At 43.2% G+C, this 17,106-nt stretch carries 19 protein-coding genes; 9 read left to right on the top strand and 10 right to left on the bottom strand.

Going from position 1 to position 17,106, the window contains the following annotated elements; genetic code table 11:
- Positions 1 to 92: 92 nt before the first annotated feature.
- Positions 93 to 905: an NAD-dependent epimerase/dehydratase family protein gene (locus tag NO989_RS14085; RefSeq protein ID WP_321824835.1), complete on the bottom strand. Its 813-nt coding sequence runs from the start codon at positions 903 to 905 to the stop codon at positions 93 to 95.
- A gap of 166 nt (positions 906 to 1,071) precedes the next feature.
- The gene (locus NO989_RS14080) at positions 1,072 to 1,902 is read right to left on the bottom strand and encodes a DUF2884 family protein (protein ID WP_321824834.1); all 831 of its coding nucleotides are present in this window, start codon (positions 1,900 to 1,902) and stop codon (positions 1,072 to 1,074) included.
- A 346-nt stretch (positions 1,903 to 2,248) separates the two neighbouring features.
- Between NO989_RS14080 and NO989_RS14075 the strand changes: the two genes are divergently transcribed.
- Positions 2,249 to 2,440: a hypothetical protein gene (locus tag NO989_RS14075; RefSeq protein WP_014950735.1), complete on the top strand. Its 192-nt coding sequence runs from the start codon at positions 2,249 to 2,251 to the stop codon at positions 2,438 to 2,440.
- Positions 2,441 to 2,515: 75 nt separating this feature from the next.
- On the opposite strand, the gene NO989_RS14070 is transcribed toward NO989_RS14075, so the two are convergent.
- The 3 genes from NO989_RS14070 to NO989_RS14060 are packed head-to-tail and all read right to left on the bottom strand — an operon-like array spanning position 2,516 to position 5,661.
- Entirely contained in the window at positions 2,516 to 3,853 is a 1,338-nt protein-coding gene (locus tag NO989_RS14070; protein ID WP_039231214.1) for a mechanosensitive ion channel family protein, read from the bottom strand.
- A 3-nt stretch (positions 3,854 to 3,856) separates the two neighbouring features.
- Positions 3,857 to 4,750, bottom strand: coding sequence for an acyltransferase (locus NO989_RS14065; RefSeq protein ID WP_014977422.1), 894 nt, complete (start codon positions 4,748 to 4,750; stop codon positions 3,857 to 3,859).
- Complete coding sequence (locus tag NO989_RS14060; RefSeq protein WP_014977421.1) at positions 4,747 to 5,661, bottom strand: acyltransferase; 915 nt, start codon at positions 5,659 to 5,661, stop codon at positions 4,747 to 4,749. The genes NO989_RS14065 and NO989_RS14060 overlap by 4 nt, the downstream gene beginning before the upstream one ends.
- A 113-nt stretch (positions 5,662 to 5,774) precedes the next feature.
- Here NO989_RS14060 and fghA point away from each other — a divergent pair, with 113 nt between their 5' ends.
- Entirely contained in the window at positions 5,775 to 6,617 is an 843-nt protein-coding gene (gene fghA / locus NO989_RS14055; RefSeq protein WP_014950731.1) for an S-formylglutathione hydrolase, read from the top strand.
- Between the two features lie 77 nt (positions 6,618 to 6,694).
- Here fghA and NO989_RS14050 read toward each other — a convergent pair whose 3' ends face one another.
- Genes NO989_RS14050 through NO989_RS14030 form a run of 5 tightly spaced genes read right to left on the bottom strand, consistent with a single transcriptional unit; the run spans position 6,695 to position 11,645 of the window.
- Entirely contained in the window at positions 6,695 to 7,603 is a 909-nt protein-coding gene (locus NO989_RS14050; RefSeq protein ID WP_371342757.1) for a putative bifunctional diguanylate cyclase/phosphodiesterase, read from the bottom strand.
- Positions 7,542 to 8,816, bottom strand: a complete 1,275-nt coding sequence (locus NO989_RS14045; protein WP_371342756.1) for a GGDEF domain-containing protein — start codon at positions 8,814 to 8,816, stop codon at positions 7,542 to 7,544. Before NO989_RS14045 ends, NO989_RS14050 begins: the two co-directional genes overlap by 62 nt.
- Before the next feature lie 9 nt (positions 8,817 to 8,825).
- Positions 8,826 to 9,311, bottom strand: a complete 486-nt coding sequence (locus NO989_RS14040; protein ID WP_371342755.1) for a Rab family GTPase — start codon at positions 9,309 to 9,311, stop codon at positions 8,826 to 8,828.
- A gap of 12 nt (positions 9,312 to 9,323) precedes the next feature.
- Positions 9,324 to 11,090 (bottom strand): OmpA family protein, encoded by a 1,767-nt coding sequence (locus NO989_RS14035; protein WP_371342754.1) that lies wholly within the window; start codon positions 11,088 to 11,090, stop codon positions 9,324 to 9,326.
- Between the two features lie 3 nt (positions 11,091 to 11,093).
- Positions 11,094 to 11,645, bottom strand: coding sequence for a hypothetical protein (locus NO989_RS14030; protein WP_014950727.1), 552 nt, complete (start codon positions 11,643 to 11,645; stop codon positions 11,094 to 11,096).
- Between the two features lie 414 nt (positions 11,646 to 12,059).
- Here NO989_RS14030 and dusA point away from each other — a divergent pair, with 414 nt between their 5' ends.
- From dusA to NO989_RS13995, 7 genes are all read left to right on the top strand, one after another.
- A complete protein-coding gene (gene dusA / locus NO989_RS14025; protein ID WP_222936674.1) occupies positions 12,060 to 13,034 on the top strand; it encodes a tRNA dihydrouridine(20/20a) synthase DusA in 975 nt (324 codons plus the stop codon).
- Positions 13,035 to 13,226: 192 nt separating this feature from the next.
- Positions 13,227 to 13,514: a hypothetical protein gene (locus NO989_RS14020; protein ID WP_371342753.1), complete on the top strand. Its 288-nt coding sequence runs from the start codon at positions 13,227 to 13,229 to the stop codon at positions 13,512 to 13,514.
- A 332-nt stretch (positions 13,515 to 13,846) separates the two neighbouring features.
- On the top strand, positions 13,847 to 14,515 hold the full coding sequence (gene pspA / locus NO989_RS14015; RefSeq protein WP_014950724.1) for a phage shock protein PspA: 669 nt from the start codon (positions 13,847 to 13,849) through the stop codon (positions 14,513 to 14,515).
- 61 nt (positions 14,516 to 14,576) lie between these two features.
- Entirely contained in the window at positions 14,577 to 14,777 is a 201-nt protein-coding gene (locus NO989_RS14010) for a PspC domain-containing protein (RefSeq protein ID WP_014950723.1), read from the top strand.
- Positions 14,777 to 15,139, top strand: a complete 363-nt coding sequence (locus NO989_RS14005; RefSeq protein ID WP_014977415.1) for a hypothetical protein — start codon at positions 14,777 to 14,779, stop codon at positions 15,137 to 15,139. Before NO989_RS14010 ends, NO989_RS14005 begins: the two co-directional genes overlap by 1 nt.
- A gap of 154 nt (positions 15,140 to 15,293) precedes the next feature.
- A complete protein-coding gene (locus tag NO989_RS14000; protein ID WP_014950721.1) occupies positions 15,294 to 16,286 on the top strand; it encodes a DUF2333 family protein in 993 nt (330 codons plus the stop codon).
- 3 nt (positions 16,287 to 16,289) lie between these two features.
- The gene (locus NO989_RS13995) at positions 16,290 to 17,045 is read left to right on the top strand and encodes a TIGR04219 family outer membrane beta-barrel protein (protein WP_014950720.1); all 756 of its coding nucleotides are present in this window, start codon (positions 16,290 to 16,292) and stop codon (positions 17,043 to 17,045) included.
- Positions 17,046 to 17,106 lie beyond the last annotated feature (61 nt).

Below are 17,106 nucleotides of genomic sequence, written 5' to 3'. Positions count from 1 at the left end.
TGAGCTAGCAGTGAGCTCAACTTAAAAACGGCAAGCCTAAAGCTTGCCGTTTTTGTTTGTGTCAGAGTATGTATTTTCACTAAGTGTAAAGCCTAAAACATGCGATAGGGGTCGCTATACTCTGGTGTAATATTTAGCCTTGCCCAGCTTTGTTCGGCGTCAATCACTTTGCCAGCAGGTTCTGCTTCAGTATCAGAAAAGCGAGGAGCATCAATATCCATCGCCTTCGCTGCATCCACGTAATAAATACCGCGCTTAGGATGAGACAAGCTGCAAAGGTGAATAACATCGTTAAGCGGCTTGCCACAAATGATGGTCGTCAGCGCAGATACAATGTCGTACACATGTACAAGGTTTATTCGCTTATTTCCTGCATCTAACTGTTTTCCACTTAACGAGCGGGCGGGGTGACGGTCTGGGCCTACTAAACCGGCTAGGCGAACAATACTGATATCAACCTGACCTCGTTTAGACAATAAATAGTCTTCAATAGTCACGTGGGCTTTGGCCGAGGCTGTTTGCGGCTGTGTAGTGCTGACTTCGGACACTACCTCATTTGTTGCATCGCCGTAAACCGACGTGGTGCTGATAAACACGATATGCGCTACCTTTACGCTGATGGCTGCGTCTATCAACTGCAGCATATTGTTGGTGTATGACGCGAGATCTGTGTTTCTCCTGCCAGGGGGAATATTTAGCAACAAGGTAGCGTTTGGCAAATGGTTACAAAGCGCTGATGTATCTTCGCCCAGGGCATATTCAATTGCGGTGATACCTTGGTCTTTTAACGCGAGACGTTTCTGTTGGCTTCGAGTGGTGCCAACAATATTGACCTTGCCTGAAAGTGCTTTGCCCACATAGCTGGCTAACCAGCCGTAGCCACTAATTACTACATTTTGAGTCATCGATTAAATACCCCTTTGTTTAGGGCTTAAGAGTACATTAATTGGAGGGCGGTTGTCGTTAACTGTAAAAATGAAAAACCGACTGGGTTAAAGTCGGTTTTCTAAGGTGAGTGGTTAGCGTTGCAAGTCGTTTCGTTTTGCGCGTTTAGTTCGCTAAATGCTCCAACTACATTTTCATTTCGTCGTTGTGGTCATGGTGGTTGTCTTGATCAAGATCTAGCAGGTTCAAGTCATCTAGCCCAGATATGGATGCCTGCATTTTGCCTTCGGCATAATCCGCTTTCTTCAGTACCTTACACAATGCATCGCCTTTTTCTTCTAGCGCAGCCGCTTGGCTTTCTAAGCGATATTCTAAATCTTCACCCCAGCGCTCCATCTTTTGCTCAAACTCAGACATATCACCGCCTTCCCACAACATTTGTGTTCCTACGGCAATAAGTATTCTACCCATAGACTCACTGATTAAAGACTCAATTTGCGCTTCGAATTCTTGCTCCCAGCTTTCGTCAAACCAACCTGGCTCATCGAATTTAGTTGAATCAACGCGAATATTCCCTGCGTCATCATAGAATGAAGTGTTTAGTTTGGTTTCAAGTGAGTCGAACAGTTCACGAAAATCGTCACCCATTTGATCGCCGCCTAACAGTTCAGTAAATACTTCAGTTACTGCCACGTTGGCAATTTGCAGCCCTTCACTGGCGATATTCAAGGTCATAGGGATGGCGATATCAATGTTGTTGTAATATTCACTTACCCAGCGCTGTTGTTCGCTGTCAAGCGATACTGGTTCGCCGTTAATGGTCATATTGTGATGGGAGTCAATCGTCATCACTGAGCCATTGTCCATCTGTACCGTTAGATCACCTTGGTAATATTGAATATGACCATCAAGCTCCATGTCACAACTGTTGTTTTGAAAGCTGCTGTCATGCGCCAATGCGTGGCCGCTCATTAAAGTACTGGTAAGGGCAACTGAAAGTAATAGTTTCTTAGACATTGTTCATTCCTTAATTTACGTGTGACGCGTTAACGAAAGTGCTCGAAGCAAACTGCAATGCGTTGTAGTGTCACTGTCAGATAGACGCTAACGATACTCGCTGTTATACCTAAGGTAGAGCAATGGCCTTGCCAATATTTAAAGTATATATCTTTCAAATAGTTAGTGATATTTGATGATTTCTTTATGCTCTGCTAAATACACTATTTAGTGAGATTACCAACTAATTAGTAGTTTTGACTAAGATCAATTAATACCAATAGCGGTACATTTAAGCCAATCCAAGCATGGTTAAATCTTATTTATTGGTGCATAATACCGCCAATATTTTTAAGGGGTTATCACAATGGCTGATTGGATTAATGCAATTATGTTTGGTGTTGCGCTAATTGCCTTTACGCTAGGGCTAAGCAGCATCGTTATGGGCTTTATGACTGCTAAAGCAGGTGCTGAAGGTATGCAGGAAAAAATCGAGTACGGTTTTTTTGGCGTTACTGGTTTAGTACTTTGCTTACTGATGGCCTACGCATTGGCTTAAGCGATAAGCATTAAAAAAACCGGCTATCTCAGCCGGTTTTTTTTCGTCTTGAACAAGTCTTTATTCATCACTGCCTTATCGATTAGGTTCGCTCTTCTCCAGAGCATCCTCAGGCGCATTGTCGCTTTCGGGACTGTTTCTATAAGCGCTTTGTTCGCGATGGGCAAGCAGCGACAAATGTCCATCACGTTGATAAGCGCGTAAATCGAACAAATCCAGCATAGCCATAACGTGGTCGAAAATATCCGCCTGTACTTTTTCGTACCTCACCCATTCCTTTTGTGCACTGAAGCAGTAAATTTCTAAAGGTAAACCAAGCTCATTAGGCGGTAGCTGCCTAACCATTAGGGTTAGTTCTTGGTTTATATCTGGGTGCTTGCGCAAGTATGCCTCTAAATAAGCTCTAAAAGTGCCGATGTTGGTAAGGCGACGGCTGTTTAGCAGATCCGACTCATCAATGGAGTAATCTCGGTGATAAGCCCGGAGCTCATTTTTCTTCTTATCGATATATTCGTTGATATAGCGAATTTTCGAAAAGCGCTCTAGCATATCGTTGTCACAAAGCTTAATAGAGTGCACATCAATATAAATGGCGCGCTTAATTCTGCGTCCGCCAGACTCTTGCATACCGCGCCAGTTCTTAACTGCTTCTGTAGTAAGGCTGTAAGTCGGCAGCGTAGAAATGGTTTTATCCCAGTTCTGTACTTTGACGTTGGTAAGGCCTATCTCGAGTATTTCACCATCTACTTCATACTTAGGCATGGCAATCCAGTCGCCCGTATTAAACATGCGGTTAGCGGCTATTTGAATGCCGGCAACAAAGCCCAGAATGGTGTCTCTGAATATCAATAGTAAAACAGCGGCAATGGCGGTTAAGCCAGACACAATAAGTAGCGGGCTTCTGTCTACAATTAAAGAGATACTTAATAGTATGGTGACAATAGCAAATGCCAATTTGGTAACTTGAATAAAGCCAGTGATAGGTGCGCGTTTAGCAAGCGCTGAGGCGTTATAAACGTCTTCCACTGTGCTCAACATGGCATATAAGGCAAGAAGGCCGCTATATAACATGTATAGCTGAGCGCTCTTTATCACCATACCGTGCATCACGGCTTCATCGCTAATAAGTACCGGTGTGGTTAAGTAAATAAACAGGGCAGGAAACAGGTGCATTAAGCGACGGAAAAATCCGTGCTGCTGCAAGGCGTTGTCCCAAAGGTTATTGGATTTGTATACCCAACTGGCTATCTGGGGGCGCACCAATAGCCTTGCGATAATATAGATTACCGCCGACACCACTAAAATACTACTTAGTGCGATGACGTTATACAGCGGATCTTCAGTAGTAAGATTCGGGAAAATATCATTAACTATGTGAATAAAGTTATCGCGTACTGAAGCACTGACTTCCATTAATTACGACTCCAACATTTTCTTTATACGGTTGTCTTTATTTTCCCATAGACCGTTCAACCAGTTTTGGAAATAAAGACGAAACTCAGACTCAGTGCGTTCTGAATGCTGTTGTAATTCAGGTACCGGCGTAACGTTCACATCGATCACGATTTTTGTCATCTGACCGCTAAGCATTGCCATCATAGGGTGACGCTTATTTTCCGGGTAAAGCAGCGAGATATCTAACACGTTGGTAAATAATTCGCCCATAGCTGAGAGCGTAAAGGAAACGCCGCCGGCTTTGGGAGGCAGGAGGTTTTTATAGGGACTTTGCTTTGACAGATGCTTCAATGAAGTAAATCGAGTTCCCTCTACAAAGTTAATGACCGTTGTGGGCACCGTTCTAAACTTCTCACAATACGCTTTGGTGGTTTCGAGATCCTTTCCTTTTTTCTCTGGGTGCTTTTCTAAATACGCACGGGTGTATCTGTGCATAAACGGCATATCAAGTGCCCAGGCACCCAGTCCGACAAATGGCAGCCAAATAAGCTCTTTCTTAAGGAAAAATTTGGGTGCAGGAATGCGGTTCGTTGCGAATTCGATGAGCAGAATAATGTCGAGGTAGCTTAAATGATTGGCAATAATCAGATACCAACGGTCTTTTGACAGCTCGCCGTGTACCGAACACTCAATATCGACGCGGTTAAACAAGCGTATCATGAGAACGCTGACCCGTCCGAAGCTAAACATTAGCCCGTGCATCACTTTATTCCATGCCGTTCTTATCTTTCCGTTAGGCATAATAAGTTTTACCAAACCCAGTAAGATAATTAAGCCTCCCCACAACGCAAGATTGAGGATTTGTAGTGAAGTATGTAATACGAAAATAAAAGGAGCGAGTACTGCGCGAATCATAATGGTTTCTGTGTTGCGTTTAGTGAATCTAAAAGTTGATCTTTGGCATGCCAGCGTTCATTCAACCACGTCTGAAAACGGGCTCGAACTTGCGGATCATCAAAATAATTGTCGCTGAAAATGCCGTTTTCCATAATGTCTTTGATGGGCATTACGTTGATATTCACACGAATATCACGAACCTTACCACTAACGAAGTCCCAGAAAGACGGTACGCCGTTCGGATAATCAATTGTGACATCAATAAGCTTATGCAAATGATCGCCCATCGCAGATAAAACGAATGCAATGCCGCCTGCTTTAGGCTTAAGTAAATGAGTGAAAGGCGAGGCCTGCTTGTCGTGCTTGGCTTGCGTAAAGCGGGTGCCTTCAACAAAATTCATAATACTTACAGGCTTATTCCTAAATTTCTCACACGCTTGACGCGTGGTTTCCATATCCTTTCCTTTCAAATGCGGGTTTTTAGCCAAAAATGATTTGGAATACCGGCGCATAAATGGAAAATCGAGTGCCCACCAAGCCAGACCTAAAATGGGAACATAGATAAGCTCTTTTTTGAGGAAAAATTTCAAAAATGGGATTCTTCGGTTAAATACACGTTGAAGAACTAAGATATCGACCCAAGATTGATGATTAGCAACAACGAGATACCAATCATCTCGAGTGAGTTTTTCTAGTCCGTTTACTTGCCATTTGGTGCGTCCGCTGATGCGCTGATTCAGGTTATTAACGCCGATCCACGCAGTCGCGCATGCGTCGAGTAAATAAGAAATGAATCGTCGCCACGGCGCAATAGGTATAAGTTTAAAAATAGCCAAAATAAAAATAGGCGTTGACCACACTACCGTATTGACGAAATAGCAGATGACCGAAATAGTGCCAACAATATGATGCAACAGTGCTTTTACCATTGTACTTACCTCAAAAATTAGGCGCTTAGTGTAAACGAACTTGATCTAAAATCCGATAGAGCCTTTACTGATTCCACAATAAAGGTGCAAATTTACGTATTTAAGGAGCTGAAATGGAGCTTATTGGCGAAAATAGAGCATTCGGGGGACGGCATTTACGCTATACCCATAAAGCTGAAACAACACAATGCGATATGACCTTCGCAATTTTTCTTCCCCCTTTCGCCTCGAAAGAAAAGCCAGTGCCCGTGCTTTACTGGCTGTCAGGGCTGACATGTACCGACCAGAACTTTATGCAAAAAGCCGGTGCAATGAAGCTAGCGGCGGAATTAGGTATGGCTATTGTAGCGCCCGATACATCTCCCCGTGGCGAGAACGTTCCAGATGACGAAGAAGGATCTTATGACTTTGGCCTTGGGGCAGGCTTCTACGTTGACGCTACGCAGGCGCCGTGGGATAAGCATTACAAAATGTATAGCTATATTGTGAACGAGCTACCTGCGCTTATTGAAAGCGAGTTCCCTGTAACCAAAGAGCGCGCTATTAGCGGCCACTCAATGGGCGGACACGGTGCTTTAGTTATTGGCATGCGTAATCCTAATAAGTTTGTATCGGTATCGGCCTTTAGCCCTATCTCAAATCCTTCAGATTGTCCGTGGGGCGAGAAAGCCTTAGGTCGATACTTAGGCGACGACAAGGCAGCATGGCAGGATTACGACGCCTCGTTGCTATTAGCAAGCAAAACACACAGTGTACCTCTGCTAGTAGAGCAAGGGACAAAAGATGAGTTCTTGCACGAGCAGCTGAAACCTCAGTCACTTGTTCATGCTGCGCAACAGTCAGATACGCAACTTACGCTTAACATGCATGAAGGTTACGATCATAGTTACTTCTTTATTGCATCATTTATTGAAGAGCACTTGGAGTTCCATGCAGGACATATGGGGCTAATTTAAGCGTAAAATACAAGCTGTAAAAAAGCCGGATCGTACTCCGGCTTTTTTGTTTATGGCTGATGAAGCTTTGCTTAAGCTTACTTTAGCTTTTGCGCTAAAGTTATAAATTCAGGTATGGCAACGGGGCGCTGATATAAGTAACCCTGACCATAAGCACACCGATGATTTTGCAAAAACTGTTGCTGCTGTTGGGTTTCAATACCTTCTGCAATAATCTTAATGTTTAAGTTGCTCGCCAGTCCAAGAATAGCCTGAACGATAGCTTGGTCGTCGGTGTTTTTCTCAAGTTCACTGACAAAGGAACGGTCAATCTTAAGCTCATCGATAGGCAGTTTCTTCAGATACACCAGTGAACTAAAACCTGTACCGAAATCGTCAATCGACACGGTGATCCCCATTGCTCGAAGCTCGTTGAGTAATACTGAAACGGTATCCAAGCTTTCCACAAACACGCTTTCGGTTAACTCGATAGATAAGTTTGAGCCGGGGAGTTGGTGATCTTCCAATGCGTTTTTAATTTGGTTTAGTAGTGCTAAATCTGACACTTGGCGGCCAGAGATATTAATGGCCAACCTAATGTCTAAATTAGAAGCCTTTAACGCTTCTATAGCATCACAAGCTTCATTGATAAGCCACTCGCCGAAAGGGAAAATGAGTTCACTTTTTTCAGCAAGAGGAATGAACACTTCTGGGGAAATAAACTTACCTTCCGGCGTTATCCATCTTGCCAATGCCTCGCATTTAACAATTTTGCCAGTCTCTAAATCGACAATAGGCTGCAAAAAGAGTTTGAGTTCATTGTTTTCGATGGCAGAACGTAGCTGACTCTCAAGCTCGCTAATTGCATGATGTTGTTTGTGCAGTTCTTCACTGTAGGTAAGTACCACATTGCGACCTTGGTATTTAGCGGCCTGCAAGGCGATGTCAGCACATTGAAGAAGTGATTCGGTTGACGGGCAGTGTCGGGGGGAAGTTTGCCTCGCCAATATTAATGCCTAAGTTCGGCTCGCTGCCATTGAGAACGGTATAGGTTTGAGTGAGCTTTTTGACTAGCTGTTCAATATACTCAGCACTGGTAAGTTCGTTAAAGGTATCTTCACGTTTCACCAATGCAAACTCATTACTGCCTATTCTCGCTATAAACCCGCTGTTGCCGACAAAGGTTTGCAGTCGCAGTGCGAACGATTTAAGGATCTCGTCACCCGACTGATAGCTAAGTGATTCATTTATCTTTTTAAAGTCGCATATATCTATGATGAACAACTTGAATGCGATTTCTTCCTGAACCAGTCTTCTTACTGTATCGGTAAACAAATTGCGATTGGCTACCTTTGTTAACGAGTCCATTCCACTGGCAGTCAATACGCTCTCTTCTTTATTGTGGATATGGGTAATATCGGTAAGTAGGTAAACCCAATGGGTTAACTCATCCCCTTGTAATACAGGGTGAATGGTAACCTGAAGCCACACACCATAATCGTCAACAGGTTGCCAATAAAGCTCCCCTTGCCAGGGGGCTTTTCGCTGCACCAGTGCGGGAAGAAACGTTGCCGGCGCATCAATATCAGTAAGAAGCTCGTTGACGCGAATAGAGCTTGGCGTTGTGCTATTACACAGCAGCAATCTATGAGACGCTTTGTTGTCCAATATCAATCCGCCTTTGTCGTCTAAAATGACAACGCCGGTTTCCAGGTTGTGAATAGCTTGCTGAATGGGCGGAACGAGCTTTTGAAGTCGGGTGTTCTTGCGTAAAACACCATTTAATTTGTGCCTAATATACTCATGCTGACCTACAATTTCGTGATGGCTTAGCAATAATTCCCGCGCGGCTTGCAGCGTTTTACGTTTTTCGTCAAATTGCTCTTCTACGTTTTTAACGACCAGATAGCGAGAACCCGATTCGCTATTAATTGCCAATGCTTCTAAGCGAAGTACTTGGCTCTCATTGTGCTCCGTCCAAAAGCCAGATGAAAGCGTAAATGACGTTTCGCCTTTCCATACTTCGTCGGCATCGAGAAAAAAGTCGTCTAAAAAAATGGAGGGGATATGCTTCTTTTGCAGTTTGTTGTTTTCGTCAATCGTAACAACATTTCCTAGCCATGGAAGTTCTGGCGTTAAGCATTCAATGTCGCTTTCGGAGTTACACCTAAATAGCGCGCAGTTAGTAATGCCCAATGCATTTAATAAATGAATATCCATGGCAATCTCCTACCAAAACGCAATTGTACTGAATAAACTCTCTACATTTTCGCCGGTCTTTGCGCTGGTCTTCGTTAGTGAAGCGAATTTTTGAGCGTAAGAATTGAGTTCTTCCTCACTCCAGTGCCAACTTGTGGGGAGATCGGTTTTATTTACAACAAAAAATGCGGGGATATCGGGGTAGTGTTCGCGTGCGAGTTCTAGAATTTCCATGCCTTCAAGCAAGGATTGAGACCGAGTTTGGTCAACTACAATAATGTAGGCGCTTGCGCCGCGAAGGTAGCGAGGGTTGAAGCCACAGTATCTGTCGATACCTTCTAAATCCCAAAGTAGAAGCTGAACGCCGCGTCCGTCTTTATTGACTTGTTTCTTGTCTATTTTTACGCCAATAGTGGTCTTGTATTTTTCGGAGAAAATACCTTCAACGAACTGTTTTATCAGGCTTGTTTTGCCAACACCAGTGGGCCCTAAAATACATACTTTTTTCTGTATCACTGCAAAGCTTCCTTACTGCTGCTCACTGGATATTAAAACGTTTAACATGACTGAACGCCCCATTGATGCTTTCTGCAATGGTAGCTCTCCTAAGCTTACAGGTATAATAATATCACTTTCTACGCCAAGTGAAATTAATGAATTCACAACATTCTCTGCTCGTTTTTGACTCAATGCGCGATTTCGTGCGCTTGAGCCTGAATTATCACTGGCACCCATTACAACAATACTGACAACAGTTTTTGTCTTGTCAGCAAGGGTTAACAATTGTTTTATGTCGTTTGCCAGAGGTTCTAATTTTGCTAACTGTACTTCAGAAAGCGCTTCTTGGTTAGTAGCAAAAAGTACATTTTGTGAGGAAACCTTATTAACTAGTCGGTTCAATGCGGCCTTCTGGAGCTCAGCATTGTCAATTTGATAGGCTGCTTTGACGTTTAGCGCGGTGGTATCAACGTTAACTGTCGAAATACCAGGAATAGCGTTTATTTGCTGAGTAAAGTTAATTGCGGTTGGGGTGAATACGGTTCCTGAAATAATAAAGCTATGGTCATCACCTTTTTTAATTAATAGGCTTTCTGATTCGCTGAGTGGATAGTCGCTCACGAGCTTTTCAAGTTTGCGTTCAACCACACTTGGTTTTAAAGAAACAAAGGGTTCTTCAATAACAGTAACTCTTTCTGCATCGATGTTATTATCGCTAAACCATTGTTCGATGCTGGTAGCGACTGGGTCGCGAAGGACTTTAGCGTGCACATTCCCATTGGAAACATAAGTATCAGTTACTATGATGCCAGGTGGAGGGGGAAGCTCGTGCAAGTCGCTTTTTAAGATGCTTAGCGACAAACGCATAAAAGACAGCACTGCAAGTGCGAAAAAAATCACCAGAAGCACTAGTGCACCTATTAATCGGTTTGATTTTTTTCCTTCACCCTCTTTTCTTTCGCTTATTAAGCAGTCTGAAAGAATGGTTTCGCAACCGTCGAAGGGCGCATTGTCACCTTCATAAGTGAGCAACGGTTGCTGATAGAACTGATGAAAGTCTTCCAACGCCTGTTGAAGTTTTCCGCGTACCTCTGGAGGAATACTGCCCGTAACCGCAGCAACAAGCAGCGCTTGTGGCCCAATTTTTATTAGCAGCGTAAAGTCTTCCGTTTTTATCTCGCCGAGCTCGTTTTCTGACTCAGTACTGGTAACGCCAAACGCATCTGCCACAAAGTCATTAATGGCCACTAGCATTGACGAAATTAAGTCTGCGTCTTTTTCTTTATCAGGATCTGAAGAAATGCTGTGAAGTAGCGTGCCGGTCTCTCGATGAATGACCAGCAGCTGTTGGACTTGGTATTGGTAAATTTGAGATGCGACAAATTCAGAATACCTGACTCCGGACTGCCAAGCTTTGAATCGCCAAGATACGCTTTTGGGACTTAAGCTGTTTTCGATAAGCGCGTTAGTGCGCTCGACAAACTCAACAAGAAATGAAGATACCGCCTTTCTTACAAGCGTGCCAACCAAGGGATAAAGTGTACCAACAATCTTGTCGCTATTAGCTTCTATAGAGCGGTGAAGCGACTTCTCTACAAGAGGAACAAGTACTTTGTTAACTGAGCCGTCCTTTGTTTCGCGTTCAAAGAGCGCTTCAGAAACGACGTTTGTCACGATGCCTTTTGCATCGCGATTCAACTTTTCTTGAACGAACTTGTCGTCCCTTCCAATGAGTAGCTCTCTGACTTTGTCTAGAGAGTTGTCAGATAGCTCCGACGGCGGCACTTTTTCAGTCATTAATTAATGATCTGTAGCGAGGTTGGTGGCCATAGTCGAAAGTAAGTTTGCCAACGTTTTTCTATCGGTTTTACTTTCTGAAAGCTCACTGGTTACCTGCTGAAGCTTCTCTAGCAGCTCTTGGTGACGCTTACTAAATAAATTATCAAGCGACTCTAGTTCTTTAACCACATGAGCTTCCAATGCATCGTTGTCATTCTTTGCAGCAGTTTCCGCTATCTCCAATTCACTTTGCAATTTGTCAGTGGTGTTTTGAAGTTGCTCTTGCACGTTACTGTGGTTGTCGTTAGCACTGGCCAACTGATTCGATAATTCTGTGATCTGTTGGTCAATAAGCTTACGTATATCGTTGAACTGATTATCAAGATGCGTATTCAGTTTAGAGAAGCTGTCGTTGACCCGTGACTCCAACGCAGAAAGATCTGCACGGAATGCACGGTTTGTTTGACCAAACAAAATTTCTCTAAGTTGAGCAAGTTCGTCTGCTGGTTTGGGCGCGCCTTCAGTTTGAGTTACGTCTTGCGCTTGCTGATCCTTCGGCTTCTTGTCCGCCATAAAATGTCTCCGGAAGGCGCAGTTCTTTGCGTTGAACACGCTAATGAGCTGCAATCACATTTTTGTCTGTGCTACTAATTATGGTTATTACTTTATACAATAGCCGCTAATCGTGAACTTTGAAATACGCTAAAAGCATAATAGTGGCAAATACCTACAAAAATCCTTATACAAAAAACGCCATCTTTTCAGTAAGTTGAATAATCTATGAAGATTTACTTATGCGTTCTACGATTTGAGCTGTTTTTTAAGGCTGGAATAGGCCTATCAAATAATGGCAAGCGACATTGTTTTTTTATTGAACATAGGTACTATACGCCGCTCGCGCGTACGCGAGGTATATAAGTAATAACTGTGTCTGAGGTTCCTGTCGTGTCTATCACTCCGCTAAATCGTAAATTCTCTGTCGCTCCAATGCTGGATTGGACAGACCGCCATTGTCGCTACTTTTTACGATTAATGTCTAAGCACACACTTCTCTATACAGAAATGGTAACCACAGGCGCGATCATTTACGGCAAGGGTGACTATCTGGGTTATAACCAAGAGGAACATCCTGTTGCTGTTCAACTGGGCGGAAGCGATCCGTCTGACATGGCCAAGTGTGCTGAGCTATCACAAGCGCGCGGTTATGATGAAGTTAACATAAACGTAGGTTGTCCAAGTGATCGAGTTAAGAACGGTAGCTTCGGTGCTTGCTTGATGGCCCAGCCAGAGGTGGTAGCAAGTTGTGTCAAAGCCATGCAGGCTGCGGTAGATATTCCCGTTACGGTAAAGTGCCGTATTGGCATTGATGATATGGACGAAGATGAAGACTTCGCTCGTTTCATCGATACCGTGGCAGATGCCGGATGCGATACCTTTATTGTTCACGCAAGGAAAGCGTGGCTACAGGGATTGAGCCCAAAAGAAAATCGCGAAATTCCGCCGTTAAACTATCCGCGGGTTCATAGACTTAAACAGGCTCGCCCTGAATTATCAATTAGCATAAATGGTGGGGTTAAAACGCTAGAAGAAACCCAGCAACAGCTAGAACTTGTTGATGGCGTTATGGTAGGGCGTGAGGTTTACGCTAATCCTTACATTATGGCTACCGTAGATAAAGAGATTTTCGGAGATACTGAAGCTCAGAGCATGTCACGCCGAGAAATTGTGCTGAAAATGCAGCAGTATATTGAACGCCAAGACGATCCCTATTTCAAACCCTGGCATGCAGCTCGGCATATTTTGGGTCTTTATCAAGGGCAAGCGGGTGGACGTATTTGGCGTAGATACTTAAGCCAAAATGGAACAGGAAAAAATCCAGATCCCAATCTGCTGCTAAATGCGCTAGACGCTGTAGAAAGTGCACAAAAGGAAGTCGCCGCGTTTAATAGTCAAAAAGACTAACGATTTAGTAATTTTGACCAAAGTTTAATATTTGTTCAATTCTTAAAAGCTCGCTGTCTCGCGAGCTTTTTTATTTAAATTTATATATATCAATGCTTTAAGTGTTTTTAAAGGAGTTGGCACAGCTCTCGCAATCCTCTAAGTATCGCAACAACGGCTTGTTGTTGCACTGACTAACTTCAGAGGGAAATTATGAAAACTTCACTAATCGCAGCAACTTTACTGACAGCAAGCATGGCAAGCAGCGTAGCAAATGCAGAAGAGTCAGTGCTTCAAACGTTTTTAACTAATGTGGTTTCAAACGCAGTGGCTACCACATCACAGGAAATTAAGGCTGACGTGTACCAAGCAGTAGCAAACGCAACGTATCACTTTGAGCTAAGCCCACAAGAAATGCGCGGAAGTGGTAAGGTCAGCGTGACTGATTTAGTTGTTGTTACCCCGTCTGAAGGTAGTTCTACAGAACAAGATGCCGACTAATTCGATATTGGTATATAGCAAAAGCGCCGAAAGGCGCTTTTTTTGTGCGTGTAGCACAGTGACTTAGACATTAAAAACGCAAAAAACAGGGGTGGTCAAATTAACAAATCTATTGGTTAAATACGCTAAAAAATTGTATTTGGTCGCTTGTTGAACAGTTGGTGATTTCCGGAATTAAATTAAAGTTCTTTGAAAACAGTGCTTTAAATAAATGGCACGGTGATTGTAATAGTTAGAGTGTTGAGGAGAACTCAGTCAGCGGTAACCAGCGGTCAGCGTAACTAAGAATAAGTGCTGGAAACCACAACACTACTTTTAACGGAGAAATAATCATGGGTATGTTTTCGCGCATTAACGATATTGTTCAAGCAAACATCAACGCAATGTTAGATAAAGCGGAAGATCCTGAAAAAATCATTCGTTTGATTATTCAAGAAATGGAAGAAACCTTAGTTGAGGTTCGCACTGATGCAGCGCGCTTTATTGCTCAGCAGAAAACCCTTGCACGCCATATGGCATCAGCAAACAAAGAAGTGGAAGGGTGGCAGCACAAAGCACAGATCGCAATGAATAATGACAAAGAGTCATTGGCTAAAGCCGCACTAATCGAAAAACAAAAGTATGTTGCAAAGCTAGCTTCTCTTGAAGAACAAGAAGCGCATATTGCAGAAAGTATCGAAAAAATCCAAGGCGATACTGCGCGTCTGAACAGTAAGTTAGCCGAAGCAAAAGCCAAGCAAAAAACGCTGGTTCAACGCAAGCATTCAGCGCAAACACGCTTAAAAGTGAAGCAAGCTGATCACGAAGGAAAAATTGATGATGCCATGATGCGCTTTGAGAGTTACGAGCAGCGCATTGATCATCTAGAAGCGCAAGTTGATGCGTACGACCTAACAAAGTCGAATGAAGCAACGTCACTGCAGGCCGAGTTCGATGCAATGGAAGCAGATGAAGCTATCGAAAAGGAATTGGCTGAACTTAAGAAGAAGAAGGTCGCGTAGGCGACCTTGAGAGCCGCAGCCCGCATTGTAGATATCGAAGTAAGCATTTTAGGAGAAGATGATGAAAGTACCATCACAAAAACGAATTTATAGAGACCTTGATTCTGGAATCATTTCAGGTGTGTGTGCAGGAGTTGCACGTTATTTTGATATAGATGCAGTATGGGTTAGAGCGGCAGCTGTAGCAGGCTTGTTCATCGCTACGCCTATTACGCTAGTGGCTTATATTGCAGCCGTTATCTTATTACCGAGATTAGTGTAATGAAGAACTTTCTGATTGCATTGGTCATCGCCATTATTTTGGTGAATTGTTTAGGCAGCTTAGTAGATAGCTGGTTGGGTATGCACTTAATCATGTCAGATGAATTGCTAAGTCCTTGGGAAAACGTAGCAGTGTTATCGCTAGTCGGCGTAGTCCTCGCTATCGTTGGTTTCGTTGTTGCTGTAAGCGTTATGGGCACAATTCTTTTAGCGCTAGGCGCAGGATTTTTAGCATTATTAGTGGTGGGAGTAAGTGCATTTTGGCCAATTATACTTATCGCGATAGCGCTATATGCTTTGAAAAATCGAAACTCTGCCGCTTATAAGCAGCAAAATGACCGAAATATGCACCATAATGTATAATCATCATAATTTTATTTAAGTTGTGTTAACGTAGTAAAAGATGGTGATATAAAGACGACCGTCACAAAGGTTTCGCATTTTTCACATAGTATTAAGACTACAAATAGCTGACCTCCGTCGGCTATTTGTTATTTAAAAGGAAGGTTGGTGTTATATGAGACAATCTATAAACTCAAAACGGATAGCGATTGTCGCTGTAGTGATAGTTTTACTTTTCTGGCTAATAGGATGGTATTGGAGCCTATCCCCAGACACGTTTGATGTTAGACAACGTTTAAAGCAAAACTCGCCTGTTGAGAATCCAACTAATATTGCGGGTTACACATTAACAACAACCATGATTGATGTGTCGGAAACCTTACTTGATAAGCCTGGTGGATATCTTTCTAACGACATTACGCCTCCTGGCATCTTTTTAGATAACATGCCCGCATGGGAATTCGGTGCGCTGGAAATGGTGCGAGACCTTGCACTCTCTATGCGTAAAGACTTCAGCCGCTCTCAATCCCAATCTATTGAAAATCCATACCTTACAAAAGCTCACCCTAAGTTTAATATGGATCACAAAAGCTGGGCGTTGCCTTCTTCTGAATCGAGTTACTCTGACGGTATAGAGCTTCTAAAAAAATACCGTGACGAGCTAGCGAATACCCGAAACACCGACAGTCAGTTTTATACTCGCGCAGACAACTTGCGCGAATGGTTGAAACAGGTAGAAAAACGGTTGGGCAGTTATTCACAAAGACTTAGTGCCAGCGTAGGATCGGCTAGATTGAACACTGATCTGGCGGGTGACTCGAATGCAAAGCAGTCTTCTCCTGTAGCCAGCCAGCGTGTAGTTAAAACGAGTTGGTGGAAACTAGACGATAATTTCTATGAGGCACGCGGTGCTACGTGGGCTTTACTTCATTTTCTAAAAGCCGTGGAAATTGAATTTTACGACGTATTGGAAGATAAGAATGCATTGGTTAGTCTTCAGCAAATTATTCGTGAACTGGAAGCGACACAGCAGTCGGTATTCAGTCCAATGATTTTAAATGGTAGTGGATTTGGCATGTTAGCGAACCATTCTTTGGTAATGGCAAACTATATTTCTCGTGCAAACGCTGCTTTAATTGAACTTTCAGAACTTCTTAATCAAGGATAATTAATGAAAAAGGGTCTTATAGCTGCCGCATTGGGATGCGCATTAGTTTCAGTTTCATCTCATGCAGACACTATCGCAGGCGTATATGTTGGAGCCCAAGTATGGCAAACCGACACGCAGGGCGGTTTTGCTGATAGCAACAACACCGCTGACTTTAACTTTGATGATGAGACCAATACGGCGCTATACATTGCCTTTGAGCATCCTGTACCGTTTTTACCTAATGTAAAAGTAAATCACACGACATTAGATAACTCGGGCACCACAACGCTTCAGTCTGAATTCACTTTTGACGGCGAACTGTTTACTGAAAGCACCACGGTTAATACAGATGTAGAGCTTGATGCTACAGATTTCATTTTGTACTACGAGTTATTTGATAACGATCTGGTGAGCTTTGACTTAGGTGTTAATGCGAAGTACATCGACGGCGCACTGTTCGTTGTGGATAGAGCGAGTGACACAAGCGGATCTGCAGAATTCTCTGGTATTGTTCCAATGGCTTACTCAAAGGTTCAGCTAGGTTTACCGTTTACAGGTTTATCAGCATACTTTGAAGGAAGCTATTTGTCGTTCGACGACCATGAGCTTAGTGATTATCAAGCTGCAATTCAGTACTCGTTTATTGAAAGTTTAGCGGTTGATATGACGCTTCAGGTGGGTTACAGAAATGTAACGGTAGATATTGAAGACCTTGATGATGTGTACGCTGACATGGAATTTGATGGTGTATTCGCAGGGCTAGAACTTCACTTCTAAGCCTCAAATACGGATTTTAAAGGGCGGGGCTGCGATTGCAGCCTCGCCCTTTTTATTGCTT

The sequence above is a fragment of the Alteromonas sp. DY56-G5 genome (assembly GCF_041414725.1).
Lineage (GTDB): Bacteria > Pseudomonadota > Gammaproteobacteria > Enterobacterales > Alteromonadaceae > Alteromonas > Alteromonas macleodii.
This window is presented reverse-complemented; position numbering and strand designations above follow the sequence as displayed.

What these genes read in the sequence shown, in the direction of transcription:
- NO989_RS14005 (WP_014977415.1), top strand. Translation starts at nt 14,777, where the DNA reads ATGAAGAACTTTCTGATTGCATTGGTCATCGCCATTATTTTGGTGAAT.
- NO989_RS14020 (WP_371342753.1), top strand. Translation starts at nt 13,227, where the DNA reads ATGAAAACTTCACTAATCGCAGCAACTTTACTGACAGCAAGCATGGCA.
- NO989_RS14045 (WP_371342756.1), bottom strand. Translation starts at nt 8,816, where the DNA reads ATGGATATTCATTTATTAAATGCATTGGGCATTACTAACTGCGCGCTA.
- NO989_RS13995 (WP_014950720.1), top strand. Translation starts at nt 16,290, where the DNA reads ATGAAAAAGGGTCTTATAGCTGCCGCATTGGGATGCGCATTAGTTTCA.
- NO989_RS14000 (WP_014950721.1), top strand. Translation starts at nt 15,294, where the DNA reads ATGAGACAATCTATAAACTCAAAACGGATAGCGATTGTCGCTGTAGTG.
- NO989_RS14060 (WP_014977421.1), bottom strand. Translation starts at nt 5,661, where the DNA reads ATGGTAAAAGCACTGTTGCATCATATTGTTGGCACTATTTCGGTCATC.
- NO989_RS14080 (WP_321824834.1), bottom strand. Translation starts at nt 1,902, where the DNA reads ATGTCTAAGAAACTATTACTTTCAGTTGCCCTTACCAGTACTTTAATG.
- NO989_RS14035 (WP_371342754.1), bottom strand. Translation starts at nt 11,090, where the DNA reads ATGACTGAAAAAGTGCCGCCGTCGGAGCTATCTGACAACTCTCTAGAC.
- NO989_RS14070 (WP_039231214.1), bottom strand. Translation starts at nt 3,853, where the DNA reads ATGGAAGTCAGTGCTTCAGTACGCGATAACTTTATTCACATAGTTAAT.
- NO989_RS14010 (WP_014950723.1), top strand. Translation starts at nt 14,577, where the DNA reads ATGAAAGTACCATCACAAAAACGAATTTATAGAGACCTTGATTCTGGA.
- fghA (WP_014950731.1), top strand. Translation starts at nt 5,775, where the DNA reads ATGGAGCTTATTGGCGAAAATAGAGCATTCGGGGGACGGCATTTACGC.
- NO989_RS14065 (WP_014977422.1), bottom strand. Translation starts at nt 4,750, where the DNA reads ATGATTCGCGCAGTACTCGCTCCTTTTATTTTCGTATTACATACTTCA.
- NO989_RS14085 (WP_321824835.1), bottom strand. Translation starts at nt 905, where the DNA reads ATGACTCAAAATGTAGTAATTAGTGGCTACGGCTGGTTAGCCAGCTAT.
- NO989_RS14030 (WP_014950727.1), bottom strand. Translation starts at nt 11,645, where the DNA reads ATGGCGGACAAGAAGCCGAAGGATCAGCAAGCGCAAGACGTAACTCAA.
- NO989_RS14075 (WP_014950735.1), top strand. Translation starts at nt 2,249, where the DNA reads ATGGCTGATTGGATTAATGCAATTATGTTTGGTGTTGCGCTAATTGCC.
- pspA (WP_014950724.1), top strand. Translation starts at nt 13,847, where the DNA reads ATGGGTATGTTTTCGCGCATTAACGATATTGTTCAAGCAAACATCAAC.
- dusA (WP_222936674.1), top strand. Translation starts at nt 12,060, where the DNA reads ATGCTGGATTGGACAGACCGCCATTGTCGCTACTTTTTACGATTAATG.